The 17,004-nt window shown below is 48.5% G+C and carries 16 protein-coding genes and 1 pseudogene; all 17 read left to right on the top strand.

Annotation, left to right across the window (positions count from 1 at the left end):
• The first annotated feature begins 128 nt into the window (after window positions 1-128).
• The 17 genes and pseudogenes from plsX to asnA all read left to right on the top strand — a co-directional run bounded on the left by plsX (window position 129) and on the right by asnA (window position 17,003).
• Window positions 129-1,079: a phosphate acyltransferase PlsX gene (plsX, locus tag WKT05_RS00885; protein WP_340412509.1), complete on the top strand. Its 951-nt coding sequence runs from the start codon at window positions 129-131 to the stop codon at window positions 1,077-1,079.
• Window positions 1,076-1,306 carry an acyl carrier protein gene (locus WKT05_RS00880; protein WP_340412508.1) on the top strand — a complete coding sequence of 77 codons (231 nt, stop codon included), beginning with the start codon at window positions 1,076-1,078 and terminating at the stop codon, window positions 1,304-1,306. Before plsX ends, WKT05_RS00880 begins: the two co-directional genes overlap by 4 nt.
• Entirely contained in the window at window positions 1,303-1,977 is a 675-nt protein-coding gene (gene rnc, locus WKT05_RS00875; protein ID WP_340412507.1) for a ribonuclease III, read from the top strand. Before WKT05_RS00880 ends, rnc begins: the two co-directional genes overlap by 4 nt.
• Window positions 1,964-2,956, top strand: a complete 993-nt coding sequence (locus tag WKT05_RS00870) for an elongator complex protein 3 (RefSeq protein ID WP_340412506.1) — start codon at window positions 1,964-1,966, stop codon at window positions 2,954-2,956. Before rnc ends, WKT05_RS00870 begins: the two co-directional genes overlap by 14 nt.
• On the top strand, window positions 2,943-6,521 hold the full coding sequence (gene smc / locus WKT05_RS00865; protein ID WP_340412505.1) for a chromosome segregation protein SMC: 3,579 nt from the start codon (window positions 2,943-2,945) through the stop codon (window positions 6,519-6,521). The genes WKT05_RS00870 and smc overlap by 14 nt, the downstream gene beginning before the upstream one ends.
• Entirely contained in the window at window positions 6,475-7,959 is a 1,485-nt protein-coding gene (gene ftsY, locus WKT05_RS00860) for a signal recognition particle-docking protein FtsY (RefSeq protein WP_340412504.1), read from the top strand. Before smc ends, ftsY begins: the two co-directional genes overlap by 47 nt.
• A 94-nt stretch (window positions 7,960-8,053) precedes the next feature.
• Window positions 8,054-9,217: an alanine racemase gene (gene alr / locus WKT05_RS00855; protein ID WP_340412503.1), complete on the top strand. Its 1,164-nt coding sequence runs from the start codon at window positions 8,054-8,056 to the stop codon at window positions 9,215-9,217.
• A 73-nt stretch (window positions 9,218-9,290) separates the two neighbouring features.
• Window positions 9,291-9,650, top strand: a complete 360-nt coding sequence (gene ylxM / locus WKT05_RS00850; RefSeq protein WP_215507443.1) for a YlxM family DNA-binding protein — start codon at window positions 9,291-9,293, stop codon at window positions 9,648-9,650.
• The gene (ffh, locus tag WKT05_RS00845; protein ID WP_340412502.1) at window positions 9,640-10,977 is read left to right on the top strand and encodes a signal recognition particle protein; all 1,338 of its coding nucleotides are present in this window, start codon (window positions 9,640-9,642) and stop codon (window positions 10,975-10,977) included. The genes ylxM and ffh overlap by 11 nt, the downstream gene beginning before the upstream one ends.
• A 22-nt stretch (window positions 10,978-10,999) precedes the next feature.
• A pseudogene (gene rpsP, locus WKT05_RS00840) lies at window positions 11,000-11,245 on the top strand (30S ribosomal protein S16); the annotation flags it as partial.
• A gap of 292 nt (window positions 11,246-11,537) precedes the next feature.
• The gene (locus WKT05_RS00835) at window positions 11,538-11,777 is read left to right on the top strand and encodes a KH domain-containing protein (protein ID WP_340412501.1); all 240 of its coding nucleotides are present in this window, start codon (window positions 11,538-11,540) and stop codon (window positions 11,775-11,777) included.
• On the top strand, window positions 11,761-12,261 hold the full coding sequence (rimM, locus tag WKT05_RS00830) for a ribosome maturation factor RimM (RefSeq protein WP_340412500.1): 501 nt from the start codon (window positions 11,761-11,763) through the stop codon (window positions 12,259-12,261). The genes WKT05_RS00835 and rimM overlap by 17 nt, the downstream gene beginning before the upstream one ends.
• Complete coding sequence (gene trmD / locus WKT05_RS00825; protein ID WP_215507451.1) at window positions 12,258-13,007, top strand: tRNA (guanosine(37)-N1)-methyltransferase TrmD; 750 nt, start codon at window positions 12,258-12,260, stop codon at window positions 13,005-13,007. The genes rimM and trmD overlap by 4 nt, the downstream gene beginning before the upstream one ends.
• Window positions 12,994-13,338 carry a 50S ribosomal protein L19 gene (gene rplS / locus WKT05_RS00820; protein ID WP_215507453.1) on the top strand — a complete coding sequence of 115 codons (345 nt, stop codon included), beginning with the start codon at window positions 12,994-12,996 and terminating at the stop codon, window positions 13,336-13,338. The genes trmD and rplS overlap by 14 nt, the downstream gene beginning before the upstream one ends.
• 71 nt (window positions 13,339-13,409) lie before the next feature.
• The gene (locus tag WKT05_RS00815; protein WP_340412499.1) at window positions 13,410-15,080 is read left to right on the top strand and encodes a glycosyl hydrolase family 18 protein; all 1,671 of its coding nucleotides are present in this window, start codon (window positions 13,410-13,412) and stop codon (window positions 15,078-15,080) included.
• 67 nt (window positions 15,081-15,147) lie between these two features.
• On the top strand, window positions 15,148-15,783 hold the full coding sequence (locus WKT05_RS00810; RefSeq protein WP_215507461.1) for a zinc dependent phospholipase C family protein: 636 nt from the start codon (window positions 15,148-15,150) through the stop codon (window positions 15,781-15,783).
• Window positions 15,784-16,004: 221 nt separating this feature from the next.
• Window positions 16,005-17,003, top strand: coding sequence for an aspartate--ammonia ligase (gene asnA, locus WKT05_RS00805; protein WP_340412498.1), 999 nt, complete (start codon window positions 16,005-16,007; stop codon window positions 17,001-17,003).
• The last annotated feature ends 1 nt before the right edge of the window (window position 17,004 follow it).

Raw genomic sequence — 17,004 nt, 5'->3', positions numbered from 1 at the left:
CAGTTGTAGGGTTATTTTTTTGCGAAAAATACATATTCGGCTAAATAGTTGAATGACGGGAAGGGTTTATATTACAATAGGTTGGATCGAACAGAGCAATTATTTAGATTGATATAAAGGGGAATTCTATGAAAATAGCATTTGATTGTCAGGGCGGCGATCACGCGCCTCAGGCTATTGTAGAAGGTGCACTGAAGGCGAAGGACGTCTTAGGTATTGAACCGGTATTTTTCGGCGACAAAACGCTTTTATCGTCCTTCGAAGGCGTGGACGAAGACCATATTGTCCATTGCGCCTCGGCCATTGAGCAGGAAGACAGTCCGGCATTGGCCATTCGCAAAAAGAAAGACAGCGCCGTCGTTCAGGGGCTGGCTGCATTAAAAGAAGGACTGGTTGACGGCATGATCAGCGCAGGCAGCACCGGCGCTTTATTGGCCGGCGGTATGTTTATCGTGAAGCGCAAAGAAGGCGTGGAACGGGCGGCCCTTCCTGTTTACTTGGAGATCAGCGGCCAAAAGAAATTGATTTTAGACGTAGGTGCCAATATGGATGCCACACCGGAGATGCTTTTGAGCTTTGCAAAAATGGGCCAAAGCTATTTGCAGGATACGGAAGGCGTGGAAGCGCCGACGGTGGCTTTATTAAACGTGGGCACGGAAGAAGGCAAGGGCAATCAACAGGTGAAGGCGGCCTATGAATTAATGGCTCAAGAGCTGAAGCACTTCGCCGGGAACATGGAGGCCCGTGACGTTTTGTTTAATAATGTCAATGTTATTGTAGCTGACGGATTTGCCGGAAATATTTTGCTGAAGACCATCGAGGGCACGGTAGGCTACATTCAACGGACCATGGTTTCTTTGGCGAAGGGAAGTGAAAAGGGCGGCGAGCTCAAGATGCTTGCAAAGAAAATTTTAAGTGATCTGGACTACAGCCGCTACGGCGGCGTGCCCCTATTGGGCTTGGAAAAACCTGTGTTTAAAGCACACGGTGCATCCAATGCCGAGGCCATTTTATCGGCGACGGAGGCATTGGTACGTATGGTAGGCGGAGAAGAAAATAGTGAAGGAGACGTACGATGAGAGAAAGAATTTTAGAAATTATTGCCGAGCAAGTGAATCGTCCCGTGGAGGATTTGGAGCCCTCCTTGGATTTTATCGACGACTTAAATATGGATTCCATCGAGTTGGTGGAGACGATTATGACCGTTGAAGATGAATTCGATATTGAAATTGACGAAGATCGCCTGGAAAAAGTCCGCACCATCGGCGATGTCTTGGATTTGTTGGAGGAGTTTGATCTGGATTGACGTCCTTTCACGAATTGGAGGCGCGAATCGGCATTCGATTTAAGCATCCGCATCTGTTGATCGAGGCTTTTTCTCATAAGACCTATAGCAAAGAGAGAAACACACTATCCTACGAGCGTTTGGAATTTTTAGGCGACAGTCTGCTGAATTTTATCGTCGGCGATTATCTTTTTGCGCAATCAGATCAAGAAGAGGGCGCGCTGACAAAAATGCGGGCCGACTTGGTTTGCGAAGGGTCATTAAAAGCGGCGGCAGAAGCGCTGGGCTTAGGAAAATTTCTTCTCATGGGTGAGGAGCTGAAAAAGGACGAAAAGTTTAACGTCCACAGCGACGACTTATATGAAGCCCTCGTCGGCGCCATTTACCTCGACGGCGGCTTGGATGCGGCCCGCGCTTTTGTGGAAGACACCCTATTAAACCGCCACAAAGGCCCGAAAGTCGATTACAAATCCCGTCTGCAGGAAGCGGTTCAAAAGAAGTATCGGAAAAACGGCGTGACTTATGAGTTAAAAGAAATCGATCCATCGGCACTGGGCGATGAAGATCGCTTTGAAGCTACGGTATTTGTTTTGGACAGGGCCCTTGCCACCGGACGTGGCCGTAATAAAAAGACGGCGGAGAGCCATGCGGCGAAAGAGGCATTGAGAAAGATGAATCATGGCGAAGTGTAAGATAATTCCGATATTCATTCCCTTTGCCGGATGCCCGGTGAAGTGCATCTACTGCGATCAAAATCAAATCACCGGGGTGGCGGGTGCGATCACGGAAGATGACGTGCGCCGTGAAGTCGCCGAGGGGCTGGAGAAAAACAGTTCTACGCCAATGGAGGTGGCTTTTTACGGCGGCACCTTCACCATGCTAAGTGTGGAAAAACAAACGTCCCTTCTACGTGGCGTACGACCCTTTTTACAATCAGGGGAAGTTTCCGGCATACGCCTGTCTACGCGGCCGGAGAAATTATCCGCGGAGGACTTTTCGCGGCTGAAATCTGCCGGCGTCAACACCGTGGAATTCGGCATACAGTCGGTGGACGACGAGGTATTAAGTGCGTCCAATCGAGGCGTCGCATTGGCGGAGATGGACCGCACCGTGGCCCTGGCAAAAGGGGCGGGATTGAAGGTGGGCCTTCAACAAATGATCGGTCTTCCGAAAGATTCTTTGGAAAAAGACATAATGACGGCCCGCTGGATCGCATCGCGAGGCGATTTCACGCGGATCTATCCCACCGTGGTCTTTCAAAACACGGCCCTTTATGCCCTGTACAAAGAAGGCAAATACAAGCCTCTATCTTTAAAAGAGGCCATCGACACCGTGGCGCAGCTTTTGGATCTATACGACGCTGCGAAAATAACGGTGATACGTGGCGGTCTGCCGCAAATGGCGCGCAGTAGCTATGTAGCGGGGCCGTATCACGATAATTTCAGGGAATTTGCCGAATCCCATCGACGGTTGGCGAAGATTTTCAGGACGTATAAGACCGTGGCGTCTGTAGAAGGAAGCCCAAAGGCCATTAATTATTTGGTGGGCCCCTTCGGCTACGGAAGAAAACAACTGGAGGCCGTGTACGGGCCAGTCACTTTTCGAAGTATAAAAGGGCAGGCGGAAGAACTTCAGATCAAGGGAGAGGAATATACCCATGCATTTAATTGAAATGGAGCTTTACGGCTTTAAATCTTTTGCCAAGCGAACGCGAATTCGCTTTTCCGAAGACATTACGGCCATTGTCGGCCCTAACGGTAGCGGCAAGAGCAATATCGTCGACGGCATTATGTGGGCTTTGGGTGAATCCAGTGTCAAACAACTTCGCGGAAATAAAATGGAAGATGTTATTTTCAGCGGCACCGATCGCCATCAAGGCGTGAATTTTGCGGAAGTCGTTCTCACATTCGATAACAAGGACGGCTTTTTTGATTTGCCCTACGAAGAGCTTTCCGTCTCCAGAAAATATTTCCGCTCCGGCGAAAGCCAATACACCATTAATAAAAAGCGGGTGCGGCAAAAAGACATACGGGAAATTTTTCTCGACACGGGCATCGGAAAGAACGGCTATTCCTTTATCGGCCAAGGCCAGATCGAAGAGATTTTAAGTACGCGGCCTCAAGACCGCAGAAATGCCTTCGAAGAAGCGGCCGGCATCAGCAAATTCAAATTACGCAAAGAAGAAACCCTGCGAAATCTAAATAAAACCACGGATCACATTGAGCGCATCGACGATATTTTTTCCGAACTGAAGAGTCGCACCGGCGAAATGGAGGAGAAGCGGGAAAAGGCCCTGCGCCTCAATGAATTGGACGAGGAAAAGAAAAAATACAACTTTGCCCTGCTGAGTCGGGAAGTGGCCTCGGCAAAGGAAAAGCAAGAAAAGATTCGGGCGCGCTACAAGGAATCGGAAGCTGCGTGGCAGGAAGAAAAAGAAGCGAACCGCTTGCTCGAGGCGGCGATTCAAGAAAAAGAATTGAAAATTGAATCCGACGGCGACAGCGAAGGCGCCTTAAACGACGAAATCCTGACCCTCATTCGTGACAAGGAACAGGCGTTGGGGGATCTGCGCTCGAAAACGGAACGCAGAGATTACTTAAATAAAGAGAAAACACAAAAAGAAGCTGTCGCCGAAAAACTGCGGGAAGAACTGGAAGAAATGGCCCGCGTCGCCGAAAAGCAAGAAAAAGATGTCCTCAGCCTGAAAGAGGGCGTGGATAAAAAAGCCGCCGCCCTTGAATCGATGAATGAAGCGTACGAGCGTCTTCGGGAAAAGGTGGCCGTGGTGGATTCAGGAGAAAAATCCCGCCGCGAAGCGCTGGAACAATTGGCCGATCAACGTCACTCTCTGGAATCGCGTCTGCAGGCTTTGGATTACCTTTTGAAGGAACGCACCGAGCGTTTGTCTCAGTTAAAAAAGCGACGAGAGGAATGGCAAGGGGAAAGAGACACCCTTCTGGAAAGCGTCGAGGAATACAAAGAAAAAGCGGATGGTTTAACGAAGGCATCGGAGGATTTAGAAGCCGGCCTTAAAGATAAACAGAAATGCCAGGCCGAAATAAAAATACAAATCGACGGATGGGATAGTAAAATCAAGAGCCTGAGCATGAGTGCCGAAGGCATTGAGCGTGAAAAGCGTTACCTGGAGCGTCTTCGCGACAATCACGAAGGCTTTCAACATGGCGTGAAGCAGTTTTTAAAAGCCGCCCACACAGAATCTTTTTATGCAGATGTCATCGGCCCTGTGGCGGAGCATCTTCATGTAGAGGAGGCCGACGCCCTGGCCATTTCCACCGCTTTAGGCTACGGCGGTCAAAACATTATTTTAAAAGACGACCGAAAAATCAGCGCCGTTTTGTCGTACTTAAAGAGCAGGAAAATGGGTCGCTTAACCTTCCTTCCCCTGAACAGCCTAACCCCGCGGGCCCTGCCCGATGATTTAGAACGACAAACGAGGGTATCTTTTCGCGTCGCATCGAGCTGCGTCAGCTGCACAGGGGATTTGCGCCCTGTTGCCGACTTTCTTTTGGGGCGCATCCTCTTAGTCGAAACGGTGGCTGAGGCAAAGGAACTGGCGAAGGATTTGAAACACCGCTATCGCATCGTCACCAAAGGCGGCGATGTCTTTCAGGTCGGCGGTGCCATTACCGGCGGCCAGGCGAAAAGCGGGTTCACGGAGCTCTATACGAGAGACAGCGAAATAGCCAAGAAAGCGTCGGAGCTCGCTTCAGTTTCGAAACAGCTGAAGGATGCGAAAATAGAATTAGAGGCCCTGCTTCGCGATTACAGCGACGGTGAAGCGGAAGGAAAGGCCCTGGCGGAGGCGTGGGAGAAGAAAAAAGAAAGCTGCCGCAAGGCGGAAGAACAACTTTACCGCCTTCGCTCCACCCTGGAGCAAAGTGAGGCGCAGCTCGCTTCTTTAGATGGAGAGATTCAAAAAGAATCGGACGGCATAGGCCGCGACGAAGACGAACGAGGGGCGCAGGAAAAGGCGCTGGATGAGATCGACGAATCGCAAAAACAGTTGGCATTAAATGACGACGACGATAGCGGCCACTGGCACCGAAGCCTCGATGAAAAGCGGGAAGAATTAAACAGAGAGAAAATCGAAAATCAAAAAATCATTGCCGCCTACAGAGAGCAAAACCTGCGTTACGAACAGCTTCTGCGGGACATAGAAGGGGCGAAAGAACGCCTTCAAGCCACGGAAGACGAGGCACAGGCCATGGCCGATGAAATGGAAAAGTTGAAGGCCCATGTAGACGAAGCGCAACCGAAACAAGCCGCCATGGAAGAGCGGGTGGTGGTGCTTCAGGAAGCCCTGTCAGCGCTGAAAGAACAGGTATCCGCCGAGCGACAAAAGCTTCGGGAAGAAAAATCGGCTCTGGAAGAAAAGAAAGAGCGCACCTTTTCCTTGGAGAAGGATTTGGTTCGCCTGCAAAATCAATTGGAAGAAGCGGATCGCGCCGCCGTTATTTTCACCGACGCCTTGGAGCAAAGCGAAAATCCAGGCGACATCGATGACCTTTTGAGTTTATCCATCAGCGCCCTCAGGAATAAAGAAAGCGCCATTGAACGAGAAATGCTTCAAATCGGACCGGTCGACGGAGACGCTTTGGAGCAATACGGTCTTTGGAAAGAGCGCGTAGACTTTTTATCCGAGCAGCGGGAAGACCTGGTGCTTTCCAAAGAAAAACTGGAAAAAATGATCAAGCGCCTGGACAAAGATATGCGCAAGCAATTGGAAGAAGCCCTCATTTTAATTAATGGCTACTTTAACGATATTTTCCGCGAACTTTTCCAAGGCGGAAAAGCCTCCCTTGCCTGGGACGAGGGGGACATTTTAGAGGCGGGAATTTTAATTTCCGCCCAACCGCCGGGCAAAAAGCTTCAATCCCTATCATTATTATCCGGCGGCGAGCGATCCATGACGGCGGTGGCTTTGTTGTTTGCACTCCTGCGTATGCGCCAGTCACCGTTTTGCATTGTCGATGAGATCGACGCAGCCTTAGACGACGCCAATATCCGTCGTTATTCCAATTACGTGAAACAAATCGAAGATATGCAATTTATCATGATTACCCACCGGAAGCAGACCATGGAAATGGCCAACGAGATTTACGGTGTGACCATGGAAGAGAAGGGAATTTCCCGCTTGTTATTTTTAGAATTAGAGGAGGTTGAGTCCCATGTTGGAGTGGATCAAACGAAAGATCGGTATACAGGAAACCAATGAAGAAACGGAAGAAAAACAAGACATAGATACCGCCGTAGCTGAGGAGGCCGAAGAGGCTCCGGATGAGGCGGCTGAAAATGTTCAAGAGGCGGCAGACAGTGTCGAAGAGGCTGCGGACAACGAAGCGGCGGATCTTATCAAGCACAAGGCCTACGATTTTTCCAATGCGGCGGATGAGGAAGCTGGTAATGTAGAGTCTGCCGAAGAATCGGATGAGGCGCCGACAGAAGAATTGCTTGAAGAGGAAGCGCCTGAAGAGGAAGAGCCGATAGAAGAAACGATTCTTCCTGAAGAAGAACATGACGTCGTAGCAGCCGAAGAGGATTCGACGGCAGAACCTGAAACAGACGCTGAAGAAGACAGCATGGAAGCATCGGAAGCGGCCCCCGAAAACGGTGTGGATGAGGATATAGCAGAAGGTGTCGTTGCCGCAGAATCTGAAGCCTCCTCGGAGGAAGTTTCAGAACCTGAGGATGCGGAACCCGCGGAAGAGGCATCTGAAGCGCCTGAGGAAAAAGTCGGCTGGTTTGCGCGGTTAAAACAAGGCCTTGAAAAAACCCGCGACGACATGAACTATAAGATCAATGACATACTGGGCAATTATGTTAAAATTGACGACGACATGATGGAAGACTTGGAAGATCTTTTAATCTCTTCGGACATGGGCATGGAAACCACCATGACCTTAATCGACCGCTTAAAAGACAGCATTCGAGAAAAGCAAATCCAAGACCCGAAAGAAGTAAAAGGCCTGCTGGCGGAAGAAATCCGCGCCATTTTAGAAGACGATCCGGGAAAAAATCGTTTAAAAGTGGATCCCTCACCTGCCATCATCTTAATCGTCGGTGTCAATGGCGTCGGTAAAACCACGACCATCGGCAAACTCGCCTACCGCTTTAAGAGCGAGGGAAAATCCGTTTTAATTGCAGCGGCGGATACATTCCGTGCGGCCGCCATCGAACAAATTGAAACCTGGGGCGAACGCTCCGGCACGCCGGTCATCAGCCATAAAGAAGGTGCCGACCCGGCGGCGGTGGTTTACGATGCCATTCAGGCGCAAAAATCCCGAAACATCGATGTATTAATTTGCGACACGGCGGGACGTCTTCACAATAAAAAGAATTTAATGAACGAGCTGGAGAAAATTCATCGCATCATCGAAAAAGAAGCGCCGGATGCGCAAAAAGAATCCCTCTTGGTTCTCGACGCCACCACCGGACAAAATGCCATTCTCCAGGCCAAGACCTTTAACGAAGTCACCGATCTCAGCGGCCTGATTCTCACAAAACTTGACGGCACGGCGAAAGGCGGCGTGGTCCTGCCTCTAGTGAAGGAGCTGGACATTCCCATTAAACTTATCGGCGTCGGCGAAGGCATGCTGGATCTGCAGGATTTCTCCGGCAAAGATTTTGCAAATGCGTTGATAAATGCGGAATAATATGTATCTTTTCAACTAACTATTGCAATTTCTTAATGAAAGTTGGATAATAGAGAAAAGAAATTATACCAACGCGCGATAGGAGGAGGTATTTATGAAAATTACACGTCCCGCTTGGCTGGAAATTGATCTCGATCAAGTAAAGAAAAATATGCAGGAAATTCAGCGGCATTTAAAGGAAGGGACCGAAGTAATATCCATTGTTAAAGCAGATGCCTATTCCTTCGGCGCCATAGAAGTGGCAAAGACCATGAAAGAATGCGGCGTAACACATTTTGCCGTCGCCTCCGGAAACGAAGGGATCGCTCTGCGCCGTGCTTTGCCTAAAGTAGAAATTTTAGTTTTAGGTTATACGCCGGAAGAAGTTTCCGATATGATGATCGAAAATTCCATTGACATGGCCCTGTATCGCCTGGATGTCGCCGAAAAGCTGAACGCCTTGGCCGGCCGCATGGGCAAAAAAGCCGGCGTTCATATTGCCATCGACTCGGGGATGAACCGTATCGGCTTTAAACCGACAGAAGAAAGCGTCGATATCATCGAAAAGATTGTTCGTATGGACAATATCGAAGTGAAAGGCATGTTTACACACTTTGCCCTCGCCGATGAAGACCGCGACTTTACCTTAAAACAATACGAACGTTACGACTGGGTTTACCAACAATTGAAAAAACGAGGCATCACGCTGAATCGCCACGTCGCCAATTCCCACGCGTTAATGAATTTTAGGGAATTCGACTTAGAATATGTTCGTCCCGGTATTATTCAATACGGTACGAGAGAAGGCGATCCCGGCGGAAGAGATTTTGACGTTCGCTTTGTTGCACAATTAAAAGCCGAAATCGGTCACGTCAAAACCGTCGGAGCCGGCGAAGGCGTCAGCTACGGTCAAATATACGTCACCGAAGAGGAAACCAAAATTGCCACGATTCCCATCGGCTATGCCGACGGCATGGAACGCAGTATGTCTGAAAAATTCGATGTTCTCGTTGGTGGCAAGCGCTGCCCGCAAATCGGCCGCATTTGTATGGACCAAATGATGATCGATGTAACAGGCGTCGATTGCAAAGTCGGCGATGAAGTCGTTATTATCGGCAGACAAGGCAATGAAGAAATCACCATCGAAGAAATCGCCAAGGCCAATAACGAAATCCCCACCTCCTTCGTCACCCACTTTAAACAACGGTTGCCGAAGGTATATATGAAAGGCGGCGTTCGCTACAAGACAGTCGATGAAATTTTAGACATTGAATATTGACAATCGCCGCAAGGGATAGTATAATCCACAGGGTCAAGGAATTTACCTGACCCTGTTTTTTATGGGAGTGATCATGGATAAGACAGTACACGTCAATGTTTTGTTAGACTTATACGATGAATTACTAAGCGACAGGCAAAGGCAAGTAATGGATCTCTATTACAAGGAAGATTATTCCTTAAACGAGATTTCCGATCTGTTAAGTATTTCGAAGCAGGCCATTTCCGAGCACATTAAGCGTGCGGAATCGGCGCTGAAAAATTACGAGTCGAACCTGAAACTCGCCGAAAAAACGAAGCGATGGAAAGAAGACGGCGAGGCGATTGTAGCCTCCTTGGAAGCCCTTAGGCCTTTCTCGACGGATACCCGTTTTCATGAAATCATCGATTCGATTGAAACTCGTATAGATAAGGAGGGATACTATGATATTTGAATCCCTGGCCGATAAATTGCAAGACACCATCGGCAAATTGCGCGGCAAAGGCAAAGTCACCGAGCAAGATGTCGATGAGGCGATGCGCGAAGTCAAATTGGCACTGCTGGAGGCCGATGTCAATTTTAAAGTCGTCAAATCCTTTGTAAAAAAAGTGAAGGAACGCTCCTTGGGCAGCGACGTCATGGAAAGTTTGACGCCGGGCCAACAGGTCATCAAAATCGTCATGGAAGAGCTGTCGGCTTTAATGGGCGACAGTGCTGAAAAAATCGATTTTTCTAAAAGTCCGACGGTGATCTTAATGACCGGTCTGCAAGGGGCCGGTAAGACCACCACCACGGCAAAGCTTGCGCGCTTACTTAAGAAGCAAAACAAGCGGCCCCTGCTCGTCGCCTGCGACGTCTATCGGCCGGCTGCCATCAAGCAGTTGGAAGTATTGGCATCGCAAGTGCAGGTCCCTGTATTTGCTCAGGGAACCGATGAAGATCCTGTGGCCATCGCCAAACGGGGTGTGGAACACGCCAAGGCCAACGGCAACGACGTCGTCATCATCGATACGGCAGGTCGTCTCCACGTCGATGAAGCCCTCATGGACGAAATCAAAGGGATTAAAGAGGCCACGTCGCCGACGGAAATCCTATTGGTATTGGATGCCATGACCGGTCAAGATGCGGTAAAAGTAGCCCAAGCCTTCAACGACGCCCTGTCCATTACCGGCGTCGTACTCACGAAGCTGGACGGCGACGCCCGAGGCGGTGCGGCCCTTTCGATTCGCTCGGTGACCGAGGTGCCCATTAAATTTATCGCTCTAGGCGAAAAATTGGACGCACTGGAAGTGTTCCACCCGGATCGCATGGCGAAGCGTATTTTAGGCATGGGCGATGTGGTTGGCCTCATCGAAAAGGCGGAAGCCTTTGTGGACGAGAAAAAAGCCAAAGAATTGGAAGAAAAAATTCGTTCACAAACCTTCACCTTCGACGACTTTCTGGACCAAATGGAGCAAATGCGAAATCTCGGTCCCTTGGAAGATTTGCTGGGCATGCTTCCGGGCATGAACAACAAGGCCATGAAAAATTTAAAGATCGACGAGAAAGAGTTTGCTCGCGTGGAGGCGATTATTCGCTCCATGACGAAAAAAGAGCGCACCCATCCGGAGATCATCGACAGTTCGAGGAAAAAGCGCATTGCCCAAGGATCGGGTACCGATGTAAGACAGGTGAACGGGCTTTTAAAGCAATTTAAAGAATTGCGAAAAATGATGAAGAAGCTCGGCGCAATGAGTGGCGGAAAAGGTAAACGCAAAATGAAAATGCCTTTTCCATTTTAAATGAGAAATATGGGAGGAAATAATGGCAGTAAAAATTAGATTAAAGAGAATGGGTTCCAAGAAGAATCCTTTTTACAGAATTGTTGTAGCAGACTCCAGAAAACCGAGAGACGGTCGCTTCATTGAAGAAATCGGCTACTACAATCCCCTGACGGAACCGAAGATCCTGCGCGTCGATGCCGATAAGGCGAACACTTGGATCAAAAACGGTGCAAAACCCACGGACACGGTAGACCGCCTCTTTAAAGAAAATGCCGTTTACGACGCAACGGGCAGCTACGACAACTCCAACGTTCAAAAAGCTAAACGGGAAGAAGAAAAGGCCGCTGAACGCAAAGCCTTGGCTGAAAGAGAAGCCGAATTAGATCGCTTAGACGAAGAAGCAAAAGAACGCAAGGCAAAAGAAGCGGAAGAAGCAAAAGCAGCCGCAGCCAAAGCTGCTGAAGAAGCCGCCGCAGCTGCAGAAGCTGAAGAAGCTGAAGGGGAAGAAGTAGCTGAAGAAGCCCCGGAAGCGGAAGAAGTAGCTGAAGAAGCATAAGTTTCAAACCAGGAGGTGAGACATGGAAGCGTTAATTCACTACATCGTCTCGAAGCTCGTTAAGGATCCCGAGTCCGTTGAAGTTATTGAAACCGTCGACGGCGACGAGGTCCACATCCAAGTGTATCTGAATCCCGACGATATGGGGCGCGTCATCGGACGTCAGGGAAAAATTGCCCGCTCCATTCGAAGCATCGCAAAAGCGGTGGGGACGAAGGAACAAGTGATGGTCTCGGTGGATTTCGATGCCAAAGAAGGATAAAGTACTCGTCGGAGAAATCACATCGGCCCACGGCATTCGCGGCATGATCAAGGTTTATCCCTACACGGATTCGCCGGAGCGATTCAAAACCATTCAGCGCGTCTTCATCGAAGGTGAAGATACCTTGCGCGAGATTGAATCGGCGTCGGTTCAAAAAAACATGGCGCTTATAAAAATTCAGGGCGTGGACACGCGAAATGCCTCGGAGGGAATCGTCAAGAAGAAACTGTATATTCCCTTCGAAGATCGCAAGCCCCTTGAAAAAGATCAGTACTTTATCGACGACCTGATCGGTCTTCGTGTATCTACTGTGGCGGGGGATGTGATCGGCGAGCTGACCGATGTTCTGACGCAGCACGGCAACGACATACTGGTCATATCCACGGAAACAGGCCAAGTGCTTATTCCGTTTGTAAAAGCCTTTGTTCGCTCCGTGGACGATGAAGGCATCGTCGTCGAACCCATCGAGGGGATGCTTTTATGAGGTTTACCGTACTGACTTTATTTCCTGAATTTGTCGACTCGATGAAGAGCTATTCCGTCATCGGACGGGCCGTGGATAAAGGCATCATCCGATTAGACAGCGTCAACATTCGGGATTACACCACAGACAAACACAACAATGTAGACGACTACAGCTACGGCGGCGGTCCGGGCATGGTTTTGCAGGCACAGCCGGTTACCGATGCCATATTAAAAAATCGCGGATGGGACGGTTACGTCATTCATTTATCGCCGCGTGGCAAGGTATTAACCCAGTCGAAGTTGGAAGCATTGGCAAAGAAAGAACACATCGTCCTGGTCAACGGTCACTACGAAGGCATCGATCAGCGTGTGTTGGACCACTATATCGACGAAGAAATTTCAGTCGGTGATTACGTACTTTCCGGCGGGGAGCTGGGCTCTATGATCTTAATCGACGGCGTGAGTCGCTTGATTGACGGCGTCCTGAGCAACGAGGATTCGGCTGTGGAAGAATCCCATAGTCAAGGCCTTCTCGAGCATAGCCACTACACCAGGCCCTATAATTTCCGAGGCTATTGTGTACCCGATGTGCTGTTAAGCGGCAATCACCGAAAGATCGAAGAATATAGAAGAAGAGAAGCTCTGAAAGTAACCTACGAACGTAGGCCCGATCTCTTAGAGACAGCACCACTTTCGGAGTCGGATAAGAGTTATTTAAAGACTCTCAAAGAAAAACAAGAGGGGGAAAAGCATGGACATCATTAAATCCATTGAACAAGCGCAATTAAAAGACAATGTGCCTGAATTTAAAGTAGGCGACACCGTACAAGTAAACTACCGCATCATCGAAGGTTCCAGAGAACGAATCCAAGCATTCGAAGGTACCGTCATCAAACGTCAAGGCGGCAGCATCAACGAAACCTTTACCGTCAGACGCCTTTCCTATGGTGTCGGCGTCGAAAGAACCTTCCCGGTTCACTCTCCGAGAATTGCTGAAATCAAGGTATTAAAGCGCGGTAAAGTTCGTCGTGCAAAACTTTACTACTTACGCGATCGTCAAGGTAAAGCGGCCAAAGTTAAAGAAAAGAAGTTTTAATTGTTTAGGCATTGCTTTTGCAGTGCCTATTCTTTTAAATTCCTTTTAAATCAAAGAAAGTAGCAGGTGCCATGAAAAAACTACTTATTTTACTCTTGGTTCTCGCCGGCGTATTATTTGGCGGTTACACCGTATTAAATAAAGTGGGCGGCAACAATCAATATTCCGAAATTTATAAATCCTTTCACGTCATCTACGAAGACCAGCTCGTGACGAAAAAATACGCCATGCGCGAAGACGGCCAGTACTTTATGTCCTTGGAAGGCGTGCAAAAATACATCGACAAAACGGCTCGCTTCGACGATTCGAAAGGTGCCGTCGTTTTTAACAATCGTTGCGGCGAAAAAGTGTTGCCCTTAGACAGCAAGGAAGCCACGGTCAACGGCGGAAAGATCGGTTTAAGAGATCCCCTCGTTAAAAAAGGCGATCAAATCTTTATTCCGGTGGAAGCATTCATCCACGATTACCCCATTGCCATGAATTACGAGAAGGATAAAAATGTCCTGATTATGGATAATCGTATGAAGACACACGCCGTCGGCACATTGGCCGGCGACGGCGTCAACTTACGTGAATCCGACACCACGGATTCGTCCATTGTCGCCACCTTAAAAGCGGACACAAAGCTTTGGGTGTACGGCAAAAAAGGCAATTGGTATCACGTCAGGGAACAAAACGGATTTCTGGGTTGGATTCGTGAGGACAATCTAAACGTCGAGACCTTAGAAGGCGGCGAGTATACAGCTGACAGCGGCCTTGTGCAGCAATCGGCCGTCAAGAAGCCTTTAAACATCACCTACGACTACACCTACGCGCAGGTCAAGGACGAAGTCATTGCCGGCATCAAGAAAATCGACGGTTTGGACGTGGTGATCCCCACGTGGTTTTCCGTGGAAAATGCTCAAGGGGATATTCGCGACCGCGGCGACATTCGCTACGTCGAAAATTATGCCAAATTAGGCGTAGCTACATGGGCCTATTTGGACAACAGTTTCGATCCCGATTTAACCCATCAATTCCTGCAAAACGAAGAGGCACGCAAAAAAGCCGTGTCCACCTATGTAAACTTTGCCAAAGCCTATGGCATGAAGGGTGTAAACATCGACTTTGAAAACATCAAAGTGGAAGATCGCGACGCCCTAACTACCTTCGTGAGGGAAGTGGCAGAGGAAGCAAGAGCGGCGGATCTGTTGGTTTCTGTTTGCGTCACGCCGCAAATTTCCAAAAACGTGAAGAACGAACTTTACGACAGAAAGGCCTTGGCCGAAATCTGTGACTATGTGGTTTTAATGGCCTATGACCAACATTGGGGCAGCTCCGCAAAAGCAGGCTCCGTTGCCGAATACAAATGGGTAGAAGGCAATGTGAACGTCAGTCTGAAGGACATTCCGCCGGAAAAATTCATTCTTTCCGTGCCCTTCTATGCCCGCTTGTGGAAAGAAGGCGACAGGGGACTGACATCCAGTGCCGTGGGCATGAAGACCACAGCCGATTATGTGAAGGCTCGCGGATTAAATCCTGTCTGGGACGACGAGGCGAAACAGTATACCATTGAACAAAGCGTGAACGGAAAGAGCGAAAAGATCTGGATCGAAAACGCGGAGTCTGTGGCGTGGAAAGTTTCGCTGATGCGCAAATACAATTTGGCAGGCATTTCGTCCTGGCGACTGGGATTTGAGACGCCGGACGTATGGACGGCCATGGCGGATCAATTCAGCAAATACCGCTATCCCTACCAATAGAAATTGCATATTTCGGAAATTTTGATATAATGTCATAGGTAGACGGAATAAAGAAAAAGGAGCGTTCATGGTACCTGAAACACATCGTATAATCGCCGGTGAAGTGCGAAATCGCATCATAAAGGATTACGGCATTGTTTTAGACGAATCCAAAATGTTGCGTGGATCCATTGCGCCGGACGTCTATCCGAAGTATAAATTTATTCCCCATTACTATGACGAAAGCATCGATTACATCGTCGAGAAAATCGTCGCCTTGGTTCCCTATATGTCGGAGCTGGCCAACGATACGGCGTGGAAAGGTTTGTTAAATCTTCCCGTCAGCTATATGATTGGCGTCATCAGTCACTATCTATGCGACTACATGACCCATCCCCACGCGCGGCGCATTCGCTGTACGTCTATGAAAGACTTAAAATCCCATTTGCTTTACGAAAAGGATTTGAATCGCTTTGTTAAAAAACAAGGCGTCGATAAGGATTTTATTTCCAATATGGAAATGGGGAGCTTTCATGGCGAAAAAGAGGATCTGCGCGTCTATGTAAAAGAGCAAATCACGAATTTAATCGAGCTTTATAAAAAAGAACCCATCACATTCAGAAACGATGCGAATTTCGCATTTTTGATTAATGTGTTTATATCGAACGTTGTTTGTGAAGCGGCCTTCAGCTATCAAAAGGCCGGACAAGTTCAAATGGCATAACCTTTGAAGAGAAGGGAAGTAGGACAGCTTATATTTAGCGAGGCATGTCGGTGAAAGATGCTTATGGGCCCCTATGGAAAACATCTCGGAGGATCTGCTCTCAAAAGGGCAGACGGTTTTACCCGTTATTTTGTAATAGAGTATGAAGTACTCGAAAAGGTGGCATAGCGAATTTTTCGTCCGTTTGGTGAAGAATTCGCTTTTTTAATGAAGGAGATAACATGAGAAACAATTCTGAAGCAACAAAATTTACAATTAAAGAAACGCAAATCGCCATTAAAAGTTTAAAGGATTACTTTGAAAGGGATTTGGCCAATACATTAAACTTAACCCGCGTCTCGGCGCCCTTATTCGTGCGTCCGGAGACGGGCTTAAACGACAATTTAAGCGGCGTGGAAAAAGCCGTGTCGTTTAAAATGCGTAAATACGATATCAATGTAGAAATCGTGCAATCTTTGGCGAAGTGGAAGCGTAACGCCTTAAAGGTCTACGGCTTTGATTATTACGAAGGTCTTTACACGGACATGAACGCCATTCGTCCCGACGAAGAATTAGACAGCATCCACTCCATTTACGTGGATCAGTGGGATTGGGAAAAAGTGATTCGAAAAGAAGACCGCACCGATGCCTACTTGCATTTTATTGTTTCGGAAATTTATTCCGTTTTCCTTCGCACGGAAACCTATATTAACAGCGTGTACCCCCATATTCTTTCGAGAAAATTGCCCTCCTCCATTTACTTTATGACCTCGCAGGAACTGGAGGACAGGTATCCGGACTTGAGCCCGAAAGAAAGAGAGTACGCCATCTGCCGCGAGAAAAAAGCCGTATTTTTACAAGGCATCGGAAAAGAACTTGCAGGCGGCGCGCCTCACGACGGCCGAAGCCCTGACTATGACGATTGGGATTTAAACGGAGACATTCTCTTCTACAACCCGACGACGGATTCGGTGATCGAGCTTTCTTCCATGGGGATACGGGTGGATGAAGATAGCTTAATGCGTCAATTGGAAATAGCCGGTGCGACGGATCGCCTAGAGATGAAGTATCACAAGGATCTTTTAGAAGGCAATCTGCCCTACACCGTCGGCGGAGGCATCGGCCAATCCCGAATTTGCATGTTCTTTTTAGAAAAGAAATCCATTGCCGAGGTGCAAGCCTCCGTTTGGCCCGATGATTTTCTCTTGGAATCGAAACTTCGCGGGGAAGACGTGTTGTAAA

Origin of the sequence: Peptoniphilus sp. HCN-40583 (assembly GCF_037892835.1) — a bacterium.
Taxonomy (GTDB): domain Bacteria; phylum Bacillota; class Clostridia; order Tissierellales; family Peptoniphilaceae; genus Aedoeadaptatus; species Aedoeadaptatus rachelemmaiella.
This window is presented reverse-complemented; position numbering and strand designations above follow the sequence as displayed.

What these genes read in the sequence shown, in the direction of transcription:
- plsX (WP_340412509.1), top strand. Translation starts at nt 129, where the DNA reads ATGAAAATAGCATTTGATTGTCAGGGCGGCGATCACGCGCCTCAGGCT.
- WKT05_RS00880 (WP_340412508.1), top strand. Translation starts at nt 1,076, where the DNA reads ATGAGAGAAAGAATTTTAGAAATTATTGCCGAGCAAGTGAATCGTCCC.
- WKT05_RS00870 (WP_340412506.1), top strand. Translation starts at nt 1,964, where the DNA reads ATGGCGAAGTGTAAGATAATTCCGATATTCATTCCCTTTGCCGGATGC.
- smc (WP_340412505.1), top strand. Translation starts at nt 2,943, where the DNA reads ATGCATTTAATTGAAATGGAGCTTTACGGCTTTAAATCTTTTGCCAAG.
- ftsY (WP_340412504.1), top strand. Translation starts at nt 6,475, where the DNA reads ATGTTGGAGTGGATCAAACGAAAGATCGGTATACAGGAAACCAATGAA.
- alr (WP_340412503.1), top strand. Translation starts at nt 8,054, where the DNA reads ATGAAAATTACACGTCCCGCTTGGCTGGAAATTGATCTCGATCAAGTA.
- ylxM (WP_215507443.1), top strand. Translation starts at nt 9,291, where the DNA reads ATGGATAAGACAGTACACGTCAATGTTTTGTTAGACTTATACGATGAA.
- ffh (WP_340412502.1), top strand. Translation starts at nt 9,640, where the DNA reads ATGATATTTGAATCCCTGGCCGATAAATTGCAAGACACCATCGGCAAA.
- WKT05_RS00835 (WP_340412501.1), top strand. Translation starts at nt 11,538, where the DNA reads ATGGAAGCGTTAATTCACTACATCGTCTCGAAGCTCGTTAAGGATCCC.
- rimM (WP_340412500.1), top strand. Translation starts at nt 11,761, where the DNA reads ATGCCAAAGAAGGATAAAGTACTCGTCGGAGAAATCACATCGGCCCAC.
- trmD (WP_215507451.1), top strand. Translation starts at nt 12,258, where the DNA reads ATGAGGTTTACCGTACTGACTTTATTTCCTGAATTTGTCGACTCGATG.
- rplS (WP_215507453.1), top strand. Translation starts at nt 12,994, where the DNA reads ATGGACATCATTAAATCCATTGAACAAGCGCAATTAAAAGACAATGTG.
- WKT05_RS00815 (WP_340412499.1), top strand. Translation starts at nt 13,410, where the DNA reads ATGAAAAAACTACTTATTTTACTCTTGGTTCTCGCCGGCGTATTATTT.
- WKT05_RS00810 (WP_215507461.1), top strand. Translation starts at nt 15,148, where the DNA reads ATGGTACCTGAAACACATCGTATAATCGCCGGTGAAGTGCGAAATCGC.
- asnA (WP_340412498.1), top strand. Translation starts at nt 16,005, where the DNA reads ATGAGAAACAATTCTGAAGCAACAAAATTTACAATTAAAGAAACGCAA.